Raw genomic sequence first — 18,071 nt, 5'->3', positions numbered from 1 at the left:
TCACTCGATTTCGCCTTCCGGGAGGGCGCGCTGTGAGCGTGCCGAAAACCAGAGGCAGTCGGTGGGGCGTCTTCTCTATGCTTGGGCGAAGTATGGGTACGTCGTCTGTTGAATCTCCGCTCGTCGATCTGCGCGAACGGTTGTCCGAGCTGATGCTGCACGACCAGCGTCGGCTGCGTCGTCGCATCGAGGGAGCCCGCAAGATCCGCGACCGGCAGGCCTTGGCGGCCGTGACCGCGGAGATCACCGGCGACATCGAGGCCGCGGAGCGGCGGATCGAGCAGCGCCGCGCGAACGTGCCCGAGATCAGCTATCCGGAGGCGCTGCCGGTCAGCCAGCGCCGGGACGACCTGCTCGCGGCCATCCGCGACAACCAGGTCGTCATCGTCGCAGGTGAGACCGGTTCCGGGAAGACGACGCAGCTGCCGAAGATGTGCCTGGAGCTGGGCCGCGGCATCCAGGGCCTGATCGGGCACACCCAGCCCCGGCGGCTGGCCGCCCGCACCGTCGCCGAACGCGTCGCCGAGGAACTCGACACCGAGCTCGGCGACGCCATCGGCTACCAGGTGCGCTTCACCGAGCGGGCCGGCACCGAGACCCTGGTCAAGCTGATGACCGACGGCATCCTGCTGGCCGAGATCCAGCACGACCGGCTGCTGCGGCGCTACGACACGCTGATCATCGACGAGGCGCACGAGCGCAGCCTGAACATCGACTTCATCCTCGGCTACCTCAAGCAGCTGCTGCCGCGCCGCCCCGACCTGAAGGTGATCATCACCTCGGCCACCATCGACCCGGAGCGCTTCTCGCGGCACTTCGACGACGCGCCGGTGATCGAGGTCTCCGGGCGCACCTATCCCGTCGAGGTCCGGTACCGCCCGCTGCTGGACGACTCCGACGAGAACGAGGACGTCGTCCGCGACCAGACGCAGGCCATCTGCGACGCCGTGGGCGAGCTCTGCGCGGAAGGGCCCGGCGACATCCTGGTCTTCCTCAGTGGTGAGCGGGAGATCCGGGACGCCACCGACGCGCTGAAGCAGCAGAACCTGCGCAACACCGAGGTGCTGCCGCTGTACGCGCGGTTGACGGCCGCCGAGCAGCACCGCGTGTTCCAGCCGCACTCCGGCCGGCGGATCGTGCTGTCCACCAACGTGGCCGAGACCTCGCTGACCGTGCCGGGCATCAAGTACGTCATCGACCCCGGCACCGCGCGCATCTCCCGGTACAGCTTCCGGACGAAGGTGCAGCGGCTGCCCATCGAACCGATCTCGCAGGCCTCGGCGAACCAGCGCAAGGGCCGCTGCGGCCGGGTTTCCGAAGGCATCTGCGTCCGGCTGTACTCCGAGGAGGACTTCGAGTCCCGCCCGGAGTTCACCGACCCGGAGATCCTGCGCACCCACCTGGCCTCGGTCATCCTGCAGATGACGTCGCTGGGGCTGGGCGAGATCGAGTCGTTCCCGTTCCTGGAGCCGCCGGACCGCCGCCAGATCACCGACGGCGTCAACCTGCTCCACGAGCTCGGTGCCCTGGACCGGTCGAAGACCGAGCTGCACAAGCGGCTGACCCCGGTCGGCCGCAAGCTCGCCCAGCTGCCGATCGACCCGCGCATCGCGCGGATGGTGCTCGAAGCGGAGCGCAACGGCTGCGTGCGCGACATGCTGGTGATCGCCGCCGCGCTGTCCATCCAGGACCCCCGCGAGCGACCCGAGGACAAGCAGCAGGCCGCCGACCAGAAGCACGCGCGCTTCGTCGACAAGGACGCCGAGTCCGACTTCGTCACCTACCTCAACATGTGGCGGTACCTGCGCACCCAGCAGAAGGAACTGTCCTCCAACCAGTTCCGGAAGCTGTGCCGGACCGACTTCCTCAACTACCTCCGGGTCCGCGAGTGGCAGGACCTCTACGGCCAGCTGCGGCAGATGGTCAAGTCGATGGGCATGACGCTCGGCGACGAGCAGGCCGAGGCGTCGCGGATCCACCAGTCGGTGCTGGCCGGCCTGCTGTCGCACATCGGCCTCAAGGACGTCGAGAAGAAGACCGAGAAGAAGCAGGGGCAGCCCGGGCGCGGTTCGAACGAGTACCAGGGCGCGCGCAACGCCAGGTTCGCCGTGTTCCCCGGCTCGTCGCTGTTCAAGAAGCCGCCGCGCTGGGTGATGGCGGCGGAGCTGGTGGAGACCTCCCGCCTCTGGGCGCGCATCGCCGCCCGCATCGAACCGGACTGGGTGGAGCAGCTCGCGCAGCACCTGGTCAAGCGCAGCTACAGCGAACCGCACTGGGAGAAGGACCGCGCCGCGGTGGTCGCCGTCGAGCGCGTCACGCTCTACGGCGTTCCGCTTGTGGTCGGCCGCAAGGTCAACTACGGGCGCATCGACCCGGAGCTGAGCCGGGAGCTGTTCATCCGGCACGCGCTCGTGGAGGGCGACTGGGACACCCGGCACGCGTTCTTCCACGAGAACCGGGCGATGCTCGACGAGGTCGAGGACCTCGAGGAACGGGCCCGGCGGCGCGACATCCTGGTCGACGACGAGACGCTGTTCGAGTTCTACGACCAGCGCATCGGCGCCGACGTCGCCTCCGGTAGGCACTTCGACTCGTGGTGGAAGAAGGCCCGCCAGGAGCAGCCGGACCTGCTCAACTTCGAGAAGTCGATGTTGATCAACCAGGAATCGGCGGCGGTCAGCGACCAGGACTACCCCGACTTCTGGGCGCAGGGCGGGCACCGGCTGCCGCTGTCGTACCAGTTCGAGCCGGGCGCCGACGCGGACGGCGTGACCGTGCACATCCCGCTGGCGGTGCTCAACCAGATCGAACCGGATGGTTTCGACTGGCAGATCCCCGGCCTGCGCGAGGAAGTCGTGACGGCCCTGCTGAAGTCGTTGCCGAAGAACGTGCGCCGGAACTTCGTCCCGGCTCCGGACTTCGCCAAGGCGGCGCTGTCCCGGATGCCCTCGCCGGACGGCCCGCTGCTGGATGCCCTGCAACGACAGCTCCAGGGCATGACCGGCGTCGCCGTGTCGCGCTCCGAATGGGACCTCGAGCGGGTGCCGGAGCACCTGAAGATGACCTTCCGTGTGGTGGACGGCAAGGGCCGCAAGCTCGCCGAGTCCAAGGACCTGGAGTCGCTCAAGCAGCGGCTGAAACCCAAGCTCCGCGCCGAGATCTCCGCCGCCGCCGACGACGTCGAGCAGCGCGGGCTGCGCTCCTGGAGCTTCGGCTCGTTGGCTCGCACCTTCGAGCAGCAGCGCTCGGGCCACGCGGTGAAGGCGTATCCGGCACTGGTGGACGAGCAGGACAGCGTCGCGGTGCGGATGTTCGACACCGAGGAGGAGCAGCGGCAGGCTCTGTGGGACGGCACCCGCCGAATGCTGCTGCTGAACCTCCCGTCGCCGGTGAAGTCCATCCAGCGCGGGATGACCAGCACTGCCCGGCTCGTGCTGGGCAGCAGCCGGTACGGCGACCTCGCCGCCGTGCTCGACGATTGCGTGAGCTGCGCCGTCGACAAGCTGATGGCGGATTGCGGCGGCCCGGTGTGGGACCAGGCTGCCTACGATTCCCTGCAGGCCAAGGTCCGGGCACGGCTGGGCGAGGTCACCGTCGACGCGGTGTCCAAAGTGGAGCTGGTGCTGATGGCGGCGCAGCGGGTGGAGACGCTGCTGGCCGACCAGCCCCGGAACCTGAACCCCGCCGCGCTCGCCGACATCCAGGACCAGTTGGGCGGGCTGCTCTACCCCGGCTTCGTGACCGGGACCGGTTTCGCGCGGCTGTCCGATCTGACGCGCTACCTGCGCGGGATCGAGCAGCGGCTGGAGAAGCTGCAGCATCATCCGCAGCGCGACCGGGACTGGATGCAGCAGGTGGACGAGGTCGAGCAGCGCTACCGGGACATGCTGGCGGACCTTCCGCCGGGGCGCGCCCCGGGCGAATCCCTGCGGCAGATCGGGTGGCTGATCGAGGAGCTGCGGGTGAGCCTCTTCGCGCAGACGCTCGGCACGTCGCAGCCGGTGTCGGTGAAGCGTATCCACCGCGCGATGGACAAGTTGGAGCGCTGATCCGGCGCTCGCCGCGACTGCCGGCGAGCCGGACAAGTGCTTGAGCACGGCCGTGACGTGCATGGCTGATCCCTCCGGGGTGCGAACTGGTGCGTCGGGCGGGCACCGAGACCGGTCGGCCTGGTTCGGTGCATCCGAGGCGCGACCGTTTTCGAGCTCGCGTGATTCATCGGGAATTGCGTGCTCGAACGGTCGTGATCCCCGAAAAGCCGTGCTCTGCAAGGTCATGCGCCTGCAAAGGACGCCGCCGTGTGCCCGCAAGCCGTGTGCTTTGCGGAGTCGCGTTCGGCGAAGGCTTTGCAGGACCGGAGTTTCGGAGAAGGCGCCTCAGATCGCCCAACATCGAGTATTCGCGCTCGAACTGTCGTTCGCATCACTCGGCGGGGTGGAACCCGCTGCGAGATCGCGGTTTCGGCTCCTCGTGCGCGGCCGCAGCCGGAAAACCCGTTGGGAATGGGGAAGATCCGCGTCCGCCGCGAACTCGGCGGCGAACGCGGCGGAGCGCTGCCGTGCCGCTCAGGTAGCGGGGGAGACGGTCACACCCAATGCGCCCGGCCCCGCGTGGGCGCCCAGGACCGCGCTCGTCTCCTCCAAGGTGACGCGGCGGATCTGGGGCAGCTGGGACCGCAGGTCGTCCAGCACGCGCTGAGCTCGGTCGGCGAACTGGAAGTGCTCGACGCCGACGTCGACCGGTCCGCTGCCGGCTCGCTGGACCGCGTTCGCGACCGCCTTCTTGAGCGCCCGGTCCGGCCCGATGCCCTTCGTCAGCTGGTCGATGATGCCCTCCTTGAGGACGAGCACCGGCTTGATCGACAGGGTCTGGCCGAGCCAGGCCTGGGCGCGTCCGATCCGGCCGCCGCGCTGCAGGTATTCCAGGGTGTCCACGTAGAGCAGCTGCGTGGTGGTGCGCAGGCGCCGGTCCAGCACGCTCATCACGCCCTGCGGGGTCGCGCCGGAGACGGCGGCTTCGGCCGCGGCCATCACCGGGAAGCCGAGGCCGAGCCCGACCAGCCGGGAGTCGACCACGTAGACCGGGATGCCGATCTCCGCCGCGGCGGCACGGGCCGACTGGCAGGTCCGGGACAGTCCCTCGGAGATGTGGATGGAGATGATCGCCTCGGCACCGGAGGACGCGGCGTCCGTGTAATTCCAGAAGAAGGCCGGCGGTGGCGGTTCGCCGGTCGCCACCGGGATTCCGTCGCGCATCGCCTGGGCCAGCGTCGAGTGCGGCACCCGGCGCTCGTCGTTGTACTCGTCGCCGACCTTGAGTTCCAGCTGGACGATGGAGATGCCCAGCTGTTCGGCGACGTCGTGCGGTATGGAAGCCGTCGAGTCGGTCACGATGGCGACGCGTTGCCTCATGCGGGCCAGGCTACTAACTGGTAGCCGGTCGGCGTGCGTGCCCCGGCGGAAATACCGTCACCGGCACCCGGCGTTTTGAGGTACGGCGAGGTGAGTACCGTCACTCCAGGGGCCTGGTTGCACCGGTGCTACCGGCTAGTAACATTCCGGGTGGTTGGCGTCACTGTGCTTTTCGAACAGGGACGTGGCAAGGTCAACCTACCCGGACAAAACAGCGCCGGGTCCACAAGCAAAGCCGCTGGAGGACCAGCGAGCGTCGTCTGTCCGCAGGAGGTCGAAGAGGGCCCATGAACATCGTCGTCCTGGTCAAGCAGGTGCCCGACACGTATTCCGAGCGGAAGCTGTCTGCGGCGGATCACACGTTGGATCGCGAGTCGGCCGATGCGGTGTTGGATGAGATCAACGAGCGCGCGGTGGAGGAAGCGCTGTTGATCAAGGAGGCTCAGGGCGGCGAAGTGACCGTCGTCTGCATGGGCCCGGATCGCGCTACGGATGCGATTCGCAAGGCGTTGTCGATGGGTGCGGACAAGGCGGTGCACCTCTCTGATGAGGCGCTGCACGGCACGGACGCGCCGTCGACCGCACGGGCGTTGGCGAAGGTGATCGGCACCGTTGAGGGTGTGGATCTGGTGATCGCCGGTAACGAGGCCACGGACGGTCGCACGGGTGCGGTGCCGGCGATGGTGGCCGAGGTGCTGGGCTGGCCGCAGCTGACCTTCGCGCGCAAGGTCGTCACCGATGGTTCGAGCGTGTCGATCGAGCGGGAGACCGACGCGGGGATCCTGAACGTCGAGGCCGCGTTGCCGGCGGTCGTCAGCGTGACGGAGAAGATCAACGAGCCGCGGTACCCGTCGTTCAAGGGCATCATGGCCGCGAAGAAGAAGCCGGTCGCCGTGTTGTCGCTGGCGGACGCCGGGATCGACGCGGGCGAGGTGGGCCTGGCCAGTGCCGGGTCGGCCGTGGTGGAGTCCGCGCCGAAGCCGCCGAAGTCCGGTGGCGTGAAGGTCACCGACGAGGGCGAGGGCGGCGTGGCCGTCGCGGAGTTCCTGGCTGGCGAGAAGCTGCTCTGAGTCGTTCACGGGTTTTCGAGGAGGCATTGATTCATGGCTGAGGTTCTGGTCCTCGTCGATCACATGGACGGCGAGGTCAAGAAGGTCACGCACGAGCTGCTGACCGCGGCGCGCCGGCTGGGCGAGCCGTCGGCGGTGGTGGTCGGCGAGCCGGGTACCGCTGGGAAGCTCACCGATGCGCTGGCCGCCTACGGTGCGGCGAAGGTCTACGCCGCGGAATCGGCGGAGGCCGCGCAGTTCCTGGTGACCCCGCAGGTCGACGTGCTCGCCGCGCTGGTGGGCAGCGTGTCGCCGGCGGCGGTGCTGGTGCCGGCGTCGATCGACGGCAAGGAGATCGCCGGCCGGCTGGCGATCCGCACCGGTTCGGGTCTGCTGTCGGAGGTCGTCGACCTCGACGGTGAGGGCGTGGCGTCGCACTCGCTGTTCGGTGGCACCTACGACGCCAAGGCCAAGGTCACCAAGGGCACGCCGGTGATCACCGTGCTGCCGGGCGCGATCGAGCCCGAGCAGGCCGCGGGTGCCGCGGCGGTGGAGTCCGTGGAGGTTCCGGCCTCCTCGGGCGCGAAGATCACCGGCCGGCAGCCCGCCGAGGCCGGCGACCGCCCCGAACTCACCGAGGCCAGCATCGTGGTCTCCGGTGGTCGTGGTGTCGGTTCGGCGGAGTCCTTCGATGTCGTGGAGAAGCTCGCCGACAGCCTGGGTGCCGCGGTGGGTGCCTCGCGTGCGGCGGTGGACTCCGGTTACTACCCGCACCAGTTCCAGGTCGGCCAGACCGGTAAGACCGTGTCGCCGCAGCTGTACATCGCCCTCGGTATCTCGGGCGCGATCCAGCACCGGGCCGGTATGCAGACGTCGAAGACGATCGTCGCGGTGAACAAGGACCCCGAAGCCCCGATCTTCGAGATCGCCGACTTCGGCGTCGTGGGTGACCTGTTCAAGGTCGCCCCGCAGCTCACCGAGGAGATCACCAAGCGCAAGGGCTGAGCCCCGAGCTGATCTGACGCATAAGGCGGGCCGCACCCAGGTGCGGCCCGCCTTATGCGCGTCAGCCCGCGCGAGCTTCGTCGCGGCCCTGGCAGGCGAGCCGGTCGGCGCGTTCGTTCTCCGGGTGGCCGTTGTGCCCCTTGACCCATTCCCACTGCACGTCGCCGTGGCGCGCGCATTCCGCGTCCAGGCGCTGCCACAGGTCGGCGTTCTTGACCGGCTGCTTGGCCGACGTCAGCCAGCCGTTGCGCTTCCAGCCGTGCACCCACTGCGTGATGCCCTTGAGCACGTACGTGCTGTCCGTGAAGATGCGCACGGCGGGCATCGGCCGGGTCAGCGCGGCCAGGCCCTCGATGACCGCCATCAGCTCCATCTTGTTGTTCGTCGTCGCTGCGTCCTTGCCGTAGAGCTCCCGCTCGTGGTCGCCGTACCGCAGCACGACGCCCCAGCCGCCCGGGCCGGGATTTCCGCTGCATGCGCCGTCGGTGTAGAGGTCGACGTGGTCCGTCGTTCGCTGCATACCCCGGAATCTAATCGTCGGCGCCGTTGCGCCGGTCCGGCGGTGGGTGACAGGAAGGTTCCCATGCTCGCGCCCGGGCGCTCGGGGTAATGGCAGGAAGGCTCCCCTGCTCCGCGTTTCGGGGTCGGCGGATGACAGGAAAGTTCCCTTGCTCTCGCGCCTGTGACAGGAAGGTTCCCTTGCTCGCATTCGGTTTCGTCTGTGACAGAAAGGTTCCCTTGCTCGCATTGGTGCCGTTGGTGGCAGAAAGGTTCCCCTGGTTCGAAAATCGGGTGCGGGGGTTGGTGGGGAGTGGCATGCTCGGCGGACGTGCGAATACTGTTCTCCGTCGGGCCCGGTTATGGGCTTATGCTGCCGATCGTCCCGTTGATCTGGGCTGCTCGGATCGCCGGGCATGAAGTGCTGGTCGCCACCACTGCCGAAATGCCCGATGTCGGTGCGCGGGCCGGGCTTCCCGTAGTGGACGTCTTCCCGGAGCACGACGTGTGGGATGCGCTGCTGCGCGGGATCACGTCGGAGGGCGATTCGCCCGAGATCGAGCGGGTGGCCGCTGCCACGGGTTTGTCCGGGGCCTACGAGAAGGTGTCCCAGGCGGGCAATCCGTTCGGGCTGTTCACGCTGACCATGACCGAAGGCACCATCGACGCGGGACGGGCGTTCGGTGCGGACCTCGTCGTGCACACCACCGATCACGCAGCCGGGCGGTTGGCCGCGGCCGCGCTCGGGGTGCCGGTGCTGGAGGTCGGCAACCGGATTTCCTGGTCGTCGCGCGATGAGGAGTTCCGCAACGGGCGCAACCTCTACGACGATGACGACGTCACCCTTGCCCTGCGGGACAAGCTCGGCATTCCTGGCGGTCCGCCGCGGGTGATCGCGCGGATCGATCCGCGCGCGCCCAGCATGGGCGGGCTCGTCGCGGACGAGCCGGATCCGCTGGACGGCATCCCGTGGTGGTCGATGCGGTTCGTGCCGTTCAACGGCGGGGTCGTGGTTCCCGAGTGGGCGTTGCGGCGGCCGGAGCGGCCGCGGGTCGGCGTCACCCTCGGTACCGTGGTGCCGATCATGAGCGGCACCAGCAACCTCTCGGCCGTGATCGAGGCGCTCGGCGGGATGGACGTGGAGGTGGTGCTGGCCGCGGGCAAGGCGGATCTCGCCGATCTCGGGACGCTGCCCGAGAACGTGCGCTCCGCCGGCTTCCTGCCGCTGTCGACGTTCTTGCCGACCGCTTCGCTGATGGTGCACCACGGCGGCTCCGGCACCACGGCCGCGCCGCTGCACTACGGCGTTCCGCAGCTGGTCCTGCCTGCTTTCGCGGACAACCCGATGTCCGCGGAGCGCGTGGTGGCCCGGGGCGTGGGGCTCTCCCACGATCCGGCCACTGTGGACGTCGACACGGTGCGGGCGATGACCGAGCGGCTGCTCACCGAGCCCGCGTTCCGCGCGGCGGCGCGCGAGGTGAGGGAGGAGATGGCCACCCAGCCCAGCCCCTCGTCGATCATCGAGCGAGTGATCCCGCTGGTCGGCGCGTAAGCCCGTCCCGAGGAGCCGACGCGGTCCGGCTCCTCGGGACGACGCCGTCGAATATCTGCTGTTCGGGTGGGGTTTCAGGGGACCGTTCGGGGCAATGGTCCGGCGTCGCACCTGGGATTCACCGAAAGTTCCTGCTCCGTGTCATCGACTGGTGTGTTGGGCGTTCGCCGCGCGGCGATACACCTGCGGCATGTCCGAGACGCAGCTGCTGGCCAGCGCCGCACCGAGTGCGGCGGCCGACGCCCACTACTCGCTGCTGGTCGCCAGAGACTCCGATGAAGTGCACGCCGCGCAACGCCTGCGCTACCAGGTGTTCGCCGAGGAGATGGGGGCCACGGTCACCGGTCGCGAGTTCGGCGTCGACCGGGATTCCTTCGACGAGCACTGCGACCACCTGATCGTCCGGGACGACCGTTCCGGCGCGGTGGTCGGGACCTACCGGATGCTGCCGCCGGATCGGGCGAAGGCAGCCGGAATGCTGTATTCGGAAACCGAATTCGACCTCTCCGCGCTCGACGGGCTGCGCCCCTCGCTGGTGGAGACCGGCCGGTCGTGCGTCCACCCGGACCACCGCAACGGCGCCGTCGTCAGCCTCGTGTGGACGGGGATCGCGCGGTACATGCTGTTGCACGGCCACACGATGCTCGCCGGCTGCGCGTCGGTGGCGCTGGACGACGGGGGAGTTCAGGCTTCGCACGTCTGGAACGCGGTGTCGGCGAAGCACTACGCGCCGGAGGACCAGCGCGTGCACCCCTACCGGCCTTGGGAGCCCTTCGAGGTCACCGGGCGCGCGCCGCTGCCGCCGCTGCTCAAGGGTTACCTGCGGCTGGGCGCTCAGGTGTGCGGCCGCCCGGCGCACGATCCGGACTTCGGGGTGGCCGACTACTTCGTGCTCCTGGACCTCAAGCGCGCCGACCAGCGCTACCTGCGGTTCTTCCTGGGCGAATCGGCATGAGCCAGTGGATGCCCGCCTCGCCGTGCGGGCCGGGCTGCCTTCCGCCACGGGACAAGCAGGCCGAGGTCGGGCTGCCCCGGGTGGTGCTGCGGCTGGGCGGGACCGCCGGGTTGCTGCTGGTCGGGTGCTTCCTCGTGCTGGCGCTCTCGGTGTTGCGGGCGGCGTGGCGCGATCGGGCGCTGGCGTTGTGGTTCCGGATGTTGTTGCGCACCTTGGGGATCGGTCTCGTGTTCGGGGACCGGATCCCGCCGGGCGGTGCGCTGGTCGTCAGCAACCACGTCTCCTGGCTGGACGTCGTCGCGCTCCAGGCGCTTCGCCCGATGCGGATGCTGGCCAAGGTCGAGGTCCGGTCGTGGCCGTTCCTGGGACCGCTCGCCGGCCGGGTAGGCACCGTGTACATCGATCGCGACCGGCTCTCGGCGTTGCCCGGCGCGGTCCGGACCATCGCCGATGAGTTGCGCGCCGGGGCCGTGATCGGGGCCTTCCCGGAAGGGACGACCTGGTGCGGGCGGGCTTCCGGGCGGTTCCGGCCCGCCGTCTTCCAGGCCGCCATCGACGCGGGCGTGCGGATGCAGCCGGTTGCGCTGCGGTTCCGGACCGCCGCCGGGGAACCGACCACCGCGGCGGCTTTCCTGGGCGATGCCACCCTGGTCGATTCGGTCCTCGCGGTGGCGAGGATGCGGGACCTGGTCGTGGAGCTGGTGGTGCTGCCCGAGCTGGTCGGCACCGACCGCCGCGAGCTGGCCAGGCAGGCGCAGGACGCGATCGCCGCGGCCACCGGCTCCGCCCCGGGCCACCAGGTGCCGGCGGAGCACCGCGCCGCCCAGCGCATCGCCGCCTGACCACCCCGTGCGTGCTTTCGGGTGCCATGACACCCGAAAGCACGCACGGCTCTTGATCCGCTTACGCAGAACGAGTGTGGAAATCGCCGCTTTGGCGGCAAAGGCTGGACCTCGACCGGGGTGGAGGTTGCAGGCTAGCCGGGTGGCCACTGTCGAGAAGTCCCAGAGCGCCCTGTGGAATCCCCAACGACGGACCTTCACCGCCGGACTGGTTCTGGTCATCACCCTGGTCGCCTTCGAAGCCATGGGGCTGGGCACCGCGTTGCCCACGATCGTCGCCGAGCTCGATGCGCAGCACTGGTATTCCTGGCCGTTCACGGTCTTCCTGGCGGCCGCCGCCATCGGCACGGTGATCGGCGGGAGCCAGTCGGACCGGCGCGGGCCGGCGCTTCCGCTGCTGCTCGCCCTGCCGACGTTCGCGGTCGGGCTGGTCGTCGCCGCCGCTGCGCCGAACATCCTGGTCCTGCTGGTCGCACGGGTGCTGCAGGGCCTCGGCGGTGGGGTGCAGATCGTCGCGCTCTACGTGATGATCGGCAGGGTCTTCCCCGAGGAGGACCGGCCTGCGGCGTTCGGCGCGCTGTCGTCGGCGTGGGTGGTGCCCGCGCTGGTGGGGCCGTTGATCGCGGGATTCCTCACCGAGCACGCGAGCTGGCGCTGGGTGTTCCTCGGCCTCGCTCCGCTGGTGTGCATCGGCACGCTCTTGCTGGTCCCGACGGTGCGGAGCTTCGGTGCCCGCTCGGGCGAACCGTCGCCGCAGCGGCGCGGGCTGCCGCTTGCGGCGGTGGGCGCCGCGGCCGGTGTGGTGGCGTTGAACTTCGCCGCGCAGAACCCCTCGCTGCCGTCGTTGTTCGTTGGCCTGGCCGGGATCGTGGTGGCGGCGCCGTCGATCCGCCTGCTGCTGCCCAAGGGCACGCTCCTCGCGCGGCCCGGGCTTCCGGTGATGGTGCTGTCGCGCGGGTTCCTCGCCGGGTTGTTCTTCACCGCCCAGGCGTTCGTGCCGCTGGCGCTGTCCGTGGTGCACCACTATTCGCCGACCACCGCGGGATTGCCGCTGACCGTCGGGTCGCTCGGCTGGACCGTCGGTGCCCTGTGGCAGAGCAGGCAGCGCAACCTGCGCCGGGAGTACGTGGTCGCGGCCGGATTCCTGCTGGTCGGCTTCGGGATCGCCGGGCTCGTGCTGACCTTGCCCGCGTGGGGACCGCACTGGCTGCTGTTCGCCTTCTGGTTCATCGCCGGCGGCGGGATGGGCATCGCGGTGGCCAGCACCGCGGTGCGGGTGCTCGCGCTGTCGCCGGAGGGCGAGCGCGGGTTCAACTCGGCGGCGCTGCAGATCTCCGACATGCTGGGGCAGGCGTCGCTGGTGGGCCTCGGCGGTGTCGTGGTCGGTGCGCTGGCCACCGCGACCGCGCCGACCAGCGGCGTCGTGCCGCTGGATCTGGTGCTGGTGGTGGGCGCCGTGCTGGGGGCCCTGCTGCTCGTCCGTTCGGCCCGCGGCCAAACGTCCTGACCTGCGCCTTCCGCCGGACCGCGAGGCGGGCTCGGGTTCGCCCTGCATTACCCTGGACAGCGCGATGACTTACCTCGACCACGCAGCCACGACACCGATGCGGCCTGGGGCGGTCGCAGCGATGAGCGAGGCGTTGACCAGGATCGGCAACGCCTCGTCCCTGCACACCTCGGGTCGCCGGGCGCGCCGTGCGGTGGAGGAGTCGCGCGAGGACATCGCCGATGCGCTGGGCGCGCGGCCGTCGGAGGTGCTGTTCACCGCGGGCGGCACCGAGAGCGACAACCTGGCGGTCAAGGGGATCTTCTGGGCCCGGCGGGCCGCGGACCCGGCTCGGCGGCGCGTGCTGGCCTCGACCGTCGAGCACCACGCGGTGCTGGATGCCGTCGAATGGCTGGCCGAGCACGAGGGCGCCGAGGTGACCTGGCTGGCAGCCGACTCGCACGGCCGGGTGCGCCCGGAGGTGTTCGAGACGGCCCTCGCCGAGAACCCGGACGACGTGGCCGTGGCCACCGTCATGTGGGCCAACAACGAGGTCGGCACCATCAACGAGATCTCGGAGCTGGCCGCGATCGCCGACCGCTACGGGGTGCCGCTGCACACCGATGCCGTGCAGGCGGTCGAGACGCTGCCGGTGGACTTCGCGGCCTCCGGCGTGGCGGCGCTGACCATGACCGGGCACAAGGTCGGCGGACCGTACGGGGTCGGCGTGCTGCTGCTGTCGCGGGACGTCAAGTGCACCCCGGTGCTGCATGGCGGCGGCCAGGAGCGCGAGGTGCGGTCCGGCACCCTGGACACGCCCGGCGTGCTGGGCTTGGCGTCGGCCGTGCGCGAGGCGGTCGACGCTCGCGAATCGCATGCGCCGCAGCTGATCAAGCTGCGCGACGAGCTGGTCACCGGAGTGCGTGCCGTGGTGCCGGACGTGGTGCTCAACGGGGATCCGGGGCACGACGTCGTGGGCGGCGGGCCGTCGCGGCTGCCCGGCAACGCGCACTTCACGTTCCCCGGCTGCGAAGGCGACAGCCTGTTGATGTTGCTGGACGCCAAGGGGATCGAGTGCTCCACCGGCTCCGCCTGCACCGCGGGGGTCTCGGAGCCCAGCCACGTGCTGCTGGCGATGGGGGCGGACCCGAAGGCCGCGCGCGGGTCGCTGCGCTTCTCGCTGGGGCACACTTCGACCGCGGCCGATGTACAGGCACTCACCGAGGCCATTGGGCCGGTGGTGCAACGAGCGCGTAGCGCCGGTCTGGCCGGGTTGCGCCGATCTTCGGCGGGGCCGACGAGCACCGCCACGGAGGTGTGAGGCGTGCGAGTACTGGCAGCCATGAGCGGCGGGGTGGATTCCGCCGTCGCAGCCGCCCGGGCGGTCGCCGCGGGCCACGACGTGGTCGGCGTGCACCTGGCGCTGTCGGCGAAGCCCGGCACGCTGCGCACCGGCGCCCGCGGGTGCTGCACCATCGAGGACTCCCGGGACGCGCGCCGCGCCGCGGACCTGCTGGGCATCCCGTTCTACGTGTGGGACTTCGCGGAGCGGTTCACCGAGGAGGTCATCGAGACCTTCGTCGGCGAGTACGCCGCGGGCCGCACCCCGAACCCGTGCCTGACCTGCAACGAGAAGATCAAGTTCGAGGCGTTGCTGGACAAAGCGATGGCGCTGGGCTTCGACGCGGTCTGCACCGGCCACTACGCCCGGCTGTCCATCGTGGACGACGTGCCGGAGCTGCGGCGCAGCAGGGACGACGGCAAGGACCAGTCCTACGTGCTGGCCTCGCTGACCGCCGAGCAGCTGCGGCACTCGATGTTCCCGCTCGGCGACTCGCTGAAGTCCGAGGTGCGGGTCGAGGCCGCCGAGCAGGACCTGGCGGTGGCCAAGAAGCCGGACAGTCACGACATCTGCTTCATCCCGGACGGCGACACCAAGAAGTTCCTGGAGAACAAGCTCGGCCAGGCGCCGGGCAAGCTGGTCGACGCCGACACCGGCGCGGTGCTCGGCGAGCACACCGGGGTGCACGGGTTCACGGTGGGCCAGCGCAAGGGCCTCGGCATCGACGCGCCGGCGGCGGACGGCAGACCGCGCTACGTGCTCTCCCTGGAGCCGGTGTCGGGAACCGTCAAGGTGGGCTCGGCGGACCGGCTGTCGGTCACCGAGATCGACGCGAAGCGGCCGATCTGGCCGTCCGAGCAGCCGCTGGACGGGCCCACGGAGTGCGTGATCCAGGTGCGCGCCCACGGCGGCACGGCCGAGGCGGTCGTCGAGGCCGACGAGGACGGCATCCGCGTCCAGCTCCGCCAGCCGCTGCGCGGCGTGGCGCCGGGGCAGGCGATCGTCCTGTACCGCCCGGACGCGGCGGGCGACCTCGTCCTCGGCAGCGCCATCATCTCCGCCACCCGCTGACCTCACCGGCCGACTTCCCGCCGCCCGCCCAGGCGGCGAGGATCAGCCGCCGAGCCGGCGAAGAAAGCCGGTGGTCATTCGTTCGCGCCCGGCCACGGCTTGGCTTTTTCCAGTTCGCCGTGGACGAGACGCAGGAAATCCCGCACCTCGGCCTCGCTGTACGGCGGTTCCATGGATTCGGTCACCGGATCCGACTGCGCCAAAGCCTGTTCGATGGCCTTCGAGTACGCCGCTGGGCTCAGTTCGAGGCGTAGATGCCGCCGTGTCCGTCCATGACGAAGATCGCTCTGGGTTCCTGGCCCCAGACCGAGGTTCCCTTGCTGGTGTCGAAGGGCAAATCGTCTTTGGTGTTGCGCATGAGACCGTTGCGGTCGATGTACACCCGATGCGCTTCGAGTTGTTCCGGGGTCAACCGGCACACCGACAGCCCGAGGAAGGGCACGCCGGGGTATTCGGCGAGGGCGGAATTCGCCGCTCCGGAGAGGAGATCCTTGATCTCGGGGGCGGGCCGTCCAGGCACGGTCTGCTGCACGACCACCGCGGCGACCCGATGGTCGCGAACGGTCACTGTCACCGATCCGTCGCTGGCTCGGCCGCTGGATTGGACATCGCCGGCGTCCGTCGCATTGTGTCCGCTGCGGACGGATTCGAGCAGTCGTCGCTGCTCCGCAAGCCTTTCCGCGAACTCGCCCGGCACTGCCCATGATCTTTCCCCCTACCGCTCGAGATCTGCTGATCAAGTGTCGGGAAGGAGCTTTTGGGGCTTTCAGCTCATCGGTGAGGTGGCGAGTGCGGCGATCCGGTCCGGTTGTTCGTCGATGCTCAAGTGCCCGGCGGACTGGATCACGCCGAGCTCCAGTCCGAGTGAGCGCTGGACCGCAGGCGCCAGTGCTCGGGGCGGGAAGTACCTGTCGTGCTCTCCGGAAACGACTGCTCGGCTCACATGGCGATCCGCCACCACGGCGTGGCCGGGATCCAAGCTCGACCGGACGTGGCGGGCGATCAGCGTCATCCAGTCGACCAGTTCCCGGCGCGGGCGGTTCTCCGGTGCGTGCATGGTTTCGAGCAGGCGCGCGCTGGCCGCCGGGCTGCGGTGGAGGAGCCACGACGTGGCTGGAACGAGGACGCCGGGCCCGGTTCGCGCCCGCACCAGACCTCCGGGTGACACGAGAACCTGCCGGACGACCAGGGGCGAGTCACTGGACAGCGCGATCGCCGCGCCCAGGGAGTGGCCGACGAGCACGGCCGGGCCTTCGGCGGTCCGGGCGATCAAGTCGGTCAGCCATCGTCCGTACCAGGCCAGGCGCCGTCCTGCGGGGGCCCGCATCGGGCTGCTGAGGCCGGGCTGGCCGGGAACGTCCGGCAGCACCACCCGGGACTGCGCGGCCAGCGCGGTGGCCAGCGGCAGGCAGCTGGCCGCGTTGAAGTTCGTCCCGGGCACGAACACCACGGTTCGCGGACCTCCGCCGGCCACGACCGCGTGGGTGGCGACACCGCCGGCGGTGATCATCAGGCGTTGGTGCGGCACCGGCCATGCGTCGAGCCGTTCGGTGCACCACCGCGCAATGGCGTCTCGTCCCCGGGCGCTCCGGTAGATGTCGCTGTTCACGGGGCCGGTGCGTAGTCGCGGAGGTTGATCGCGTTGGCCGCGTTCTGGATTCCCTTGGACATGCTGTTCAGCTGCGGGAAGTGGCTCATCAGGCGGAACATCTGGTTCCGCAGCCACAGGCCGGTGGCCGTCTTCGGGATCAGCGCCTTCGCGCCTTCCGTCGCCACGTTCTGGTTCTGCGTCACGAAGTTGCGCATTTCCTCTTCATAGCGGCGGAATGCGGTCCGGTGGTCGCCGTCGGCCGCGAGCAGTTCGCCGGCCAGCACGTAGGCGCCGACCAGCGCGAGGCTGGAGCCCTGGCCGGACAGCGGCGACGGGCAGTAGCCCGCGTCGCCGAGCAGCACCACCCGGCCTCGTGCCCAGCTGTCGAGGTGGATCTGGGAGATCGAGTCGAAGTAGAAGTCCGGTGCCCGGCGGGCCTCTTCGAGCAGCCGGGGAACCTCCCAGCCGTCGGTGAAGGCCTTGTCCAGCAACGCGATCTGGGTCTTCGGGTCGCGGGGGTCGAAGCGCAGTTCCGGCGACTTGAAGCCGAGGATCGCCTTCGCCCCGGCGTCGGTGCGCGCCCGGTACAGCCCGGCCAGCCTGCCCGGCGTGTTGTAGACCTCGGTCCAGCGGTCCAGGCCCAGGAAGTTTTCGACGCTGAAGATCGAGATGTGGTAGCCGAGGTAGCGGCGGAAGCCGGTTTCCGGGCCGAACGCCAGCTGCCGGACGGTGGAGTGCATCCCGTCGGCGCCGACCACGAGGTCGAATTCGCGCGGCGAGTGGTGCTCGAACGTCACGCGGACCGAATCGGCGCGCTGCTCGATGGCGGTGATGGAGTCGCCCAACAGGTATTCGGTGTCGTCGGTGCGCTCGTAGAGGATCCGGCTGAGCGTGCCGCGCATGAGCTCGATGTCGCCGCCGTCGTCGCCCATCAGCTGGTCCATGCGCACCTCGACCAGCGGTCGGCGCGCGCTGTCGACGACGGTCATGCCGCGGTTGTCGGTGCGGGCTTCTTGCAGGTCCGCGAGGACACCCATCCGCTCGGCGACCTCGACCGCTGCTCCGCGGACGTCGATGGCGTAGCCGCCGTGGCGGATCGCGGGTGCGCGCTCCACCACGGTCGGGTTGAAACCGTACCTGCGCAGCCAGAACGCGAGTGCCGGCCCGGCGATGCCGGCTCCGGAGATCAGGATGTCCATGTGCCCAAGCTAGTGCGCCTACTTACCGTGCGGCAAGTAAATTACCGGTCGGCAAGTAGTAGGATTCTCC

14 protein-coding genes are annotated in these 18,071 nt (G+C 69.8%); 9 read left to right on the top strand and 5 right to left on the bottom strand.

Features of this window, described 5'->3' with window-relative positions; genetic code table 11:
* The first annotated feature begins 92 nt into the window (after positions 1-92).
* Entirely contained in the window at positions 93-4,049 is a 3,957-nt protein-coding gene (gene hrpA, locus AC07FN_RS32840) for an ATP-dependent RNA helicase HrpA (protein ID WP_478399117.1), read from the top strand.
* Positions 4,050-4,565: 516 nt separating this feature from the next.
* On the opposite strand, the gene AC07FN_RS32835 is transcribed toward hrpA, so the two are convergent.
* Positions 4,566-5,411, bottom strand: a complete 846-nt coding sequence (locus tag AC07FN_RS32835; protein WP_478399116.1) for a DegV family protein — start codon at positions 5,409-5,411, stop codon at positions 4,566-4,568.
* A gap of 287 nt (positions 5,412-5,698) precedes the next feature.
* Between AC07FN_RS32835 and AC07FN_RS32830 the strand changes: the two genes are divergently transcribed.
* Positions 5,699-6,481 (top strand): electron transfer flavoprotein subunit beta/FixA family protein, encoded by a 783-nt coding sequence (locus tag AC07FN_RS32830; protein ID WP_452617604.1) that lies wholly within the window; start codon positions 5,699-5,701, stop codon positions 6,479-6,481.
* A 33-nt stretch (positions 6,482-6,514) separates the two neighbouring features.
* Entirely contained in the window at positions 6,515-7,465 is a 951-nt protein-coding gene (locus AC07FN_RS32825) for an electron transfer flavoprotein subunit alpha/FixB family protein (RefSeq protein WP_478399115.1), read from the top strand.
* Between the two features lie 61 nt (positions 7,466-7,526).
* Here the strand turns inward: AC07FN_RS32825 and rnhA are convergent, their stop codons facing one another.
* On the bottom strand, positions 7,527-7,985 hold the full coding sequence (gene rnhA / locus AC07FN_RS32820) for a ribonuclease HI (RefSeq protein WP_452617602.1): 459 nt from the start codon (positions 7,983-7,985) through the stop codon (positions 7,527-7,529).
* Between the two features lie 366 nt (positions 7,986-8,351).
* Here rnhA and AC07FN_RS32815 point away from each other — a divergent pair, with 366 nt between their 5' ends.
* From AC07FN_RS32815 to mnmA, 6 genes are all read left to right on the top strand, one after another.
* Positions 8,352-9,515, top strand: coding sequence for a nucleotide disphospho-sugar-binding domain-containing protein (locus AC07FN_RS32815; protein WP_478399114.1), 1,164 nt, complete (start codon positions 8,352-8,354; stop codon positions 9,513-9,515).
* 190 nt (positions 9,516-9,705) lie between these two features.
* A complete protein-coding gene (locus tag AC07FN_RS32810; RefSeq protein WP_478399113.1) occupies positions 9,706-10,470 on the top strand; it encodes a GNAT family N-acetyltransferase in 765 nt (254 codons plus the stop codon).
* Positions 10,467-11,312 carry a lysophospholipid acyltransferase family protein gene (locus AC07FN_RS32805; RefSeq protein ID WP_478399112.1) on the top strand — a complete coding sequence of 282 codons (846 nt, stop codon included), beginning with the start codon at positions 10,467-10,469 and terminating at the stop codon, positions 11,310-11,312. Before AC07FN_RS32810 ends, AC07FN_RS32805 begins: the two co-directional genes overlap by 4 nt.
* 142 nt (positions 11,313-11,454) lie before the next feature.
* Complete coding sequence (locus AC07FN_RS32800; RefSeq protein ID WP_478399111.1) at positions 11,455-12,819, top strand: MFS transporter; 1,365 nt, start codon at positions 11,455-11,457, stop codon at positions 12,817-12,819.
* A 64-nt stretch (positions 12,820-12,883) separates the two neighbouring features.
* A complete protein-coding gene (locus AC07FN_RS32795) occupies positions 12,884-14,119 on the top strand; it encodes a cysteine desulfurase family protein (RefSeq protein WP_478399110.1) in 1,236 nt (411 codons plus the stop codon).
* A gap of 3 nt (positions 14,120-14,122) precedes the next feature.
* Positions 14,123-15,211 carry a tRNA 2-thiouridine(34) synthase MnmA gene (mnmA, locus tag AC07FN_RS32790; protein WP_478399109.1) on the top strand — a complete coding sequence of 363 codons (1,089 nt, stop codon included), beginning with the start codon at positions 14,123-14,125 and terminating at the stop codon, positions 15,209-15,211.
* Between the two features lie 238 nt (positions 15,212-15,449).
* On the opposite strand, the gene AC07FN_RS32785 is transcribed toward mnmA, so the two are convergent.
* From AC07FN_RS32785 to AC07FN_RS32775, 3 genes are all read right to left on the bottom strand, one after another.
* A complete protein-coding gene (locus AC07FN_RS32785; protein WP_478399108.1) occupies positions 15,450-15,908 on the bottom strand; it encodes a hypothetical protein in 459 nt (152 codons plus the stop codon).
* Between the two features lie 69 nt (positions 15,909-15,977).
* Entirely contained in the window at positions 15,978-16,820 is an 843-nt protein-coding gene (locus tag AC07FN_RS32780; RefSeq protein WP_478399107.1) for an alpha/beta fold hydrolase, read from the bottom strand.
* Positions 16,817-18,001, bottom strand: coding sequence for an FAD-dependent monooxygenase (locus tag AC07FN_RS32775; RefSeq protein ID WP_478399106.1), 1,185 nt, complete (start codon positions 17,999-18,001; stop codon positions 16,817-16,819). Before AC07FN_RS32775 ends, AC07FN_RS32780 begins: the two co-directional genes overlap by 4 nt.
* Positions 18,002-18,071: the final 70 nt, after the last annotated feature.

It is taken from the genome of Saccharopolyspora sp. NPDC045941 (assembly GCF_056431445.1).
Note: the sequence above shows the minus strand (reverse complement) of the source record. Positions and strands in the feature narration are given on the sequence as shown.

Bases quoted from the DNA above. Each gene is read 5' to 3' on its own strand.
- hrpA (WP_478399117.1), top strand. From the start codon at position 93: ATGGGTACGTCGTCTGTTGAATCTCCGCTCGTCGATCTGCGCGAACGG.
- AC07FN_RS32835 (WP_478399116.1), bottom strand. From the start codon at position 5,411: ATGAGGCAACGCGTCGCCATCGTGACCGACTCGACGGCTTCCATACCG.
- AC07FN_RS32830 (WP_452617604.1), top strand. From the start codon at position 5,699: ATGAACATCGTCGTCCTGGTCAAGCAGGTGCCCGACACGTATTCCGAG.
- AC07FN_RS32825 (WP_478399115.1), top strand. From the start codon at position 6,515: ATGGCTGAGGTTCTGGTCCTCGTCGATCACATGGACGGCGAGGTCAAG.
- rnhA (WP_452617602.1), bottom strand. From the start codon at position 7,985: ATGCAGCGAACGACGGACCACGTCGACCTCTACACCGACGGCGCATGC.
- AC07FN_RS32810 (WP_478399113.1), top strand. From the start codon at position 9,706: ATGTCCGAGACGCAGCTGCTGGCCAGCGCCGCACCGAGTGCGGCGGCC.
- AC07FN_RS32805 (WP_478399112.1), top strand. From the start codon at position 10,467: ATGAGCCAGTGGATGCCCGCCTCGCCGTGCGGGCCGGGCTGCCTTCCG.
- AC07FN_RS32795 (WP_478399110.1), top strand. From the start codon at position 12,884: ATGACTTACCTCGACCACGCAGCCACGACACCGATGCGGCCTGGGGCG.
- AC07FN_RS32775 (WP_478399106.1), bottom strand. From the start codon at position 18,001: ATGGACATCCTGATCTCCGGAGCCGGCATCGCCGGGCCGGCACTCGCG.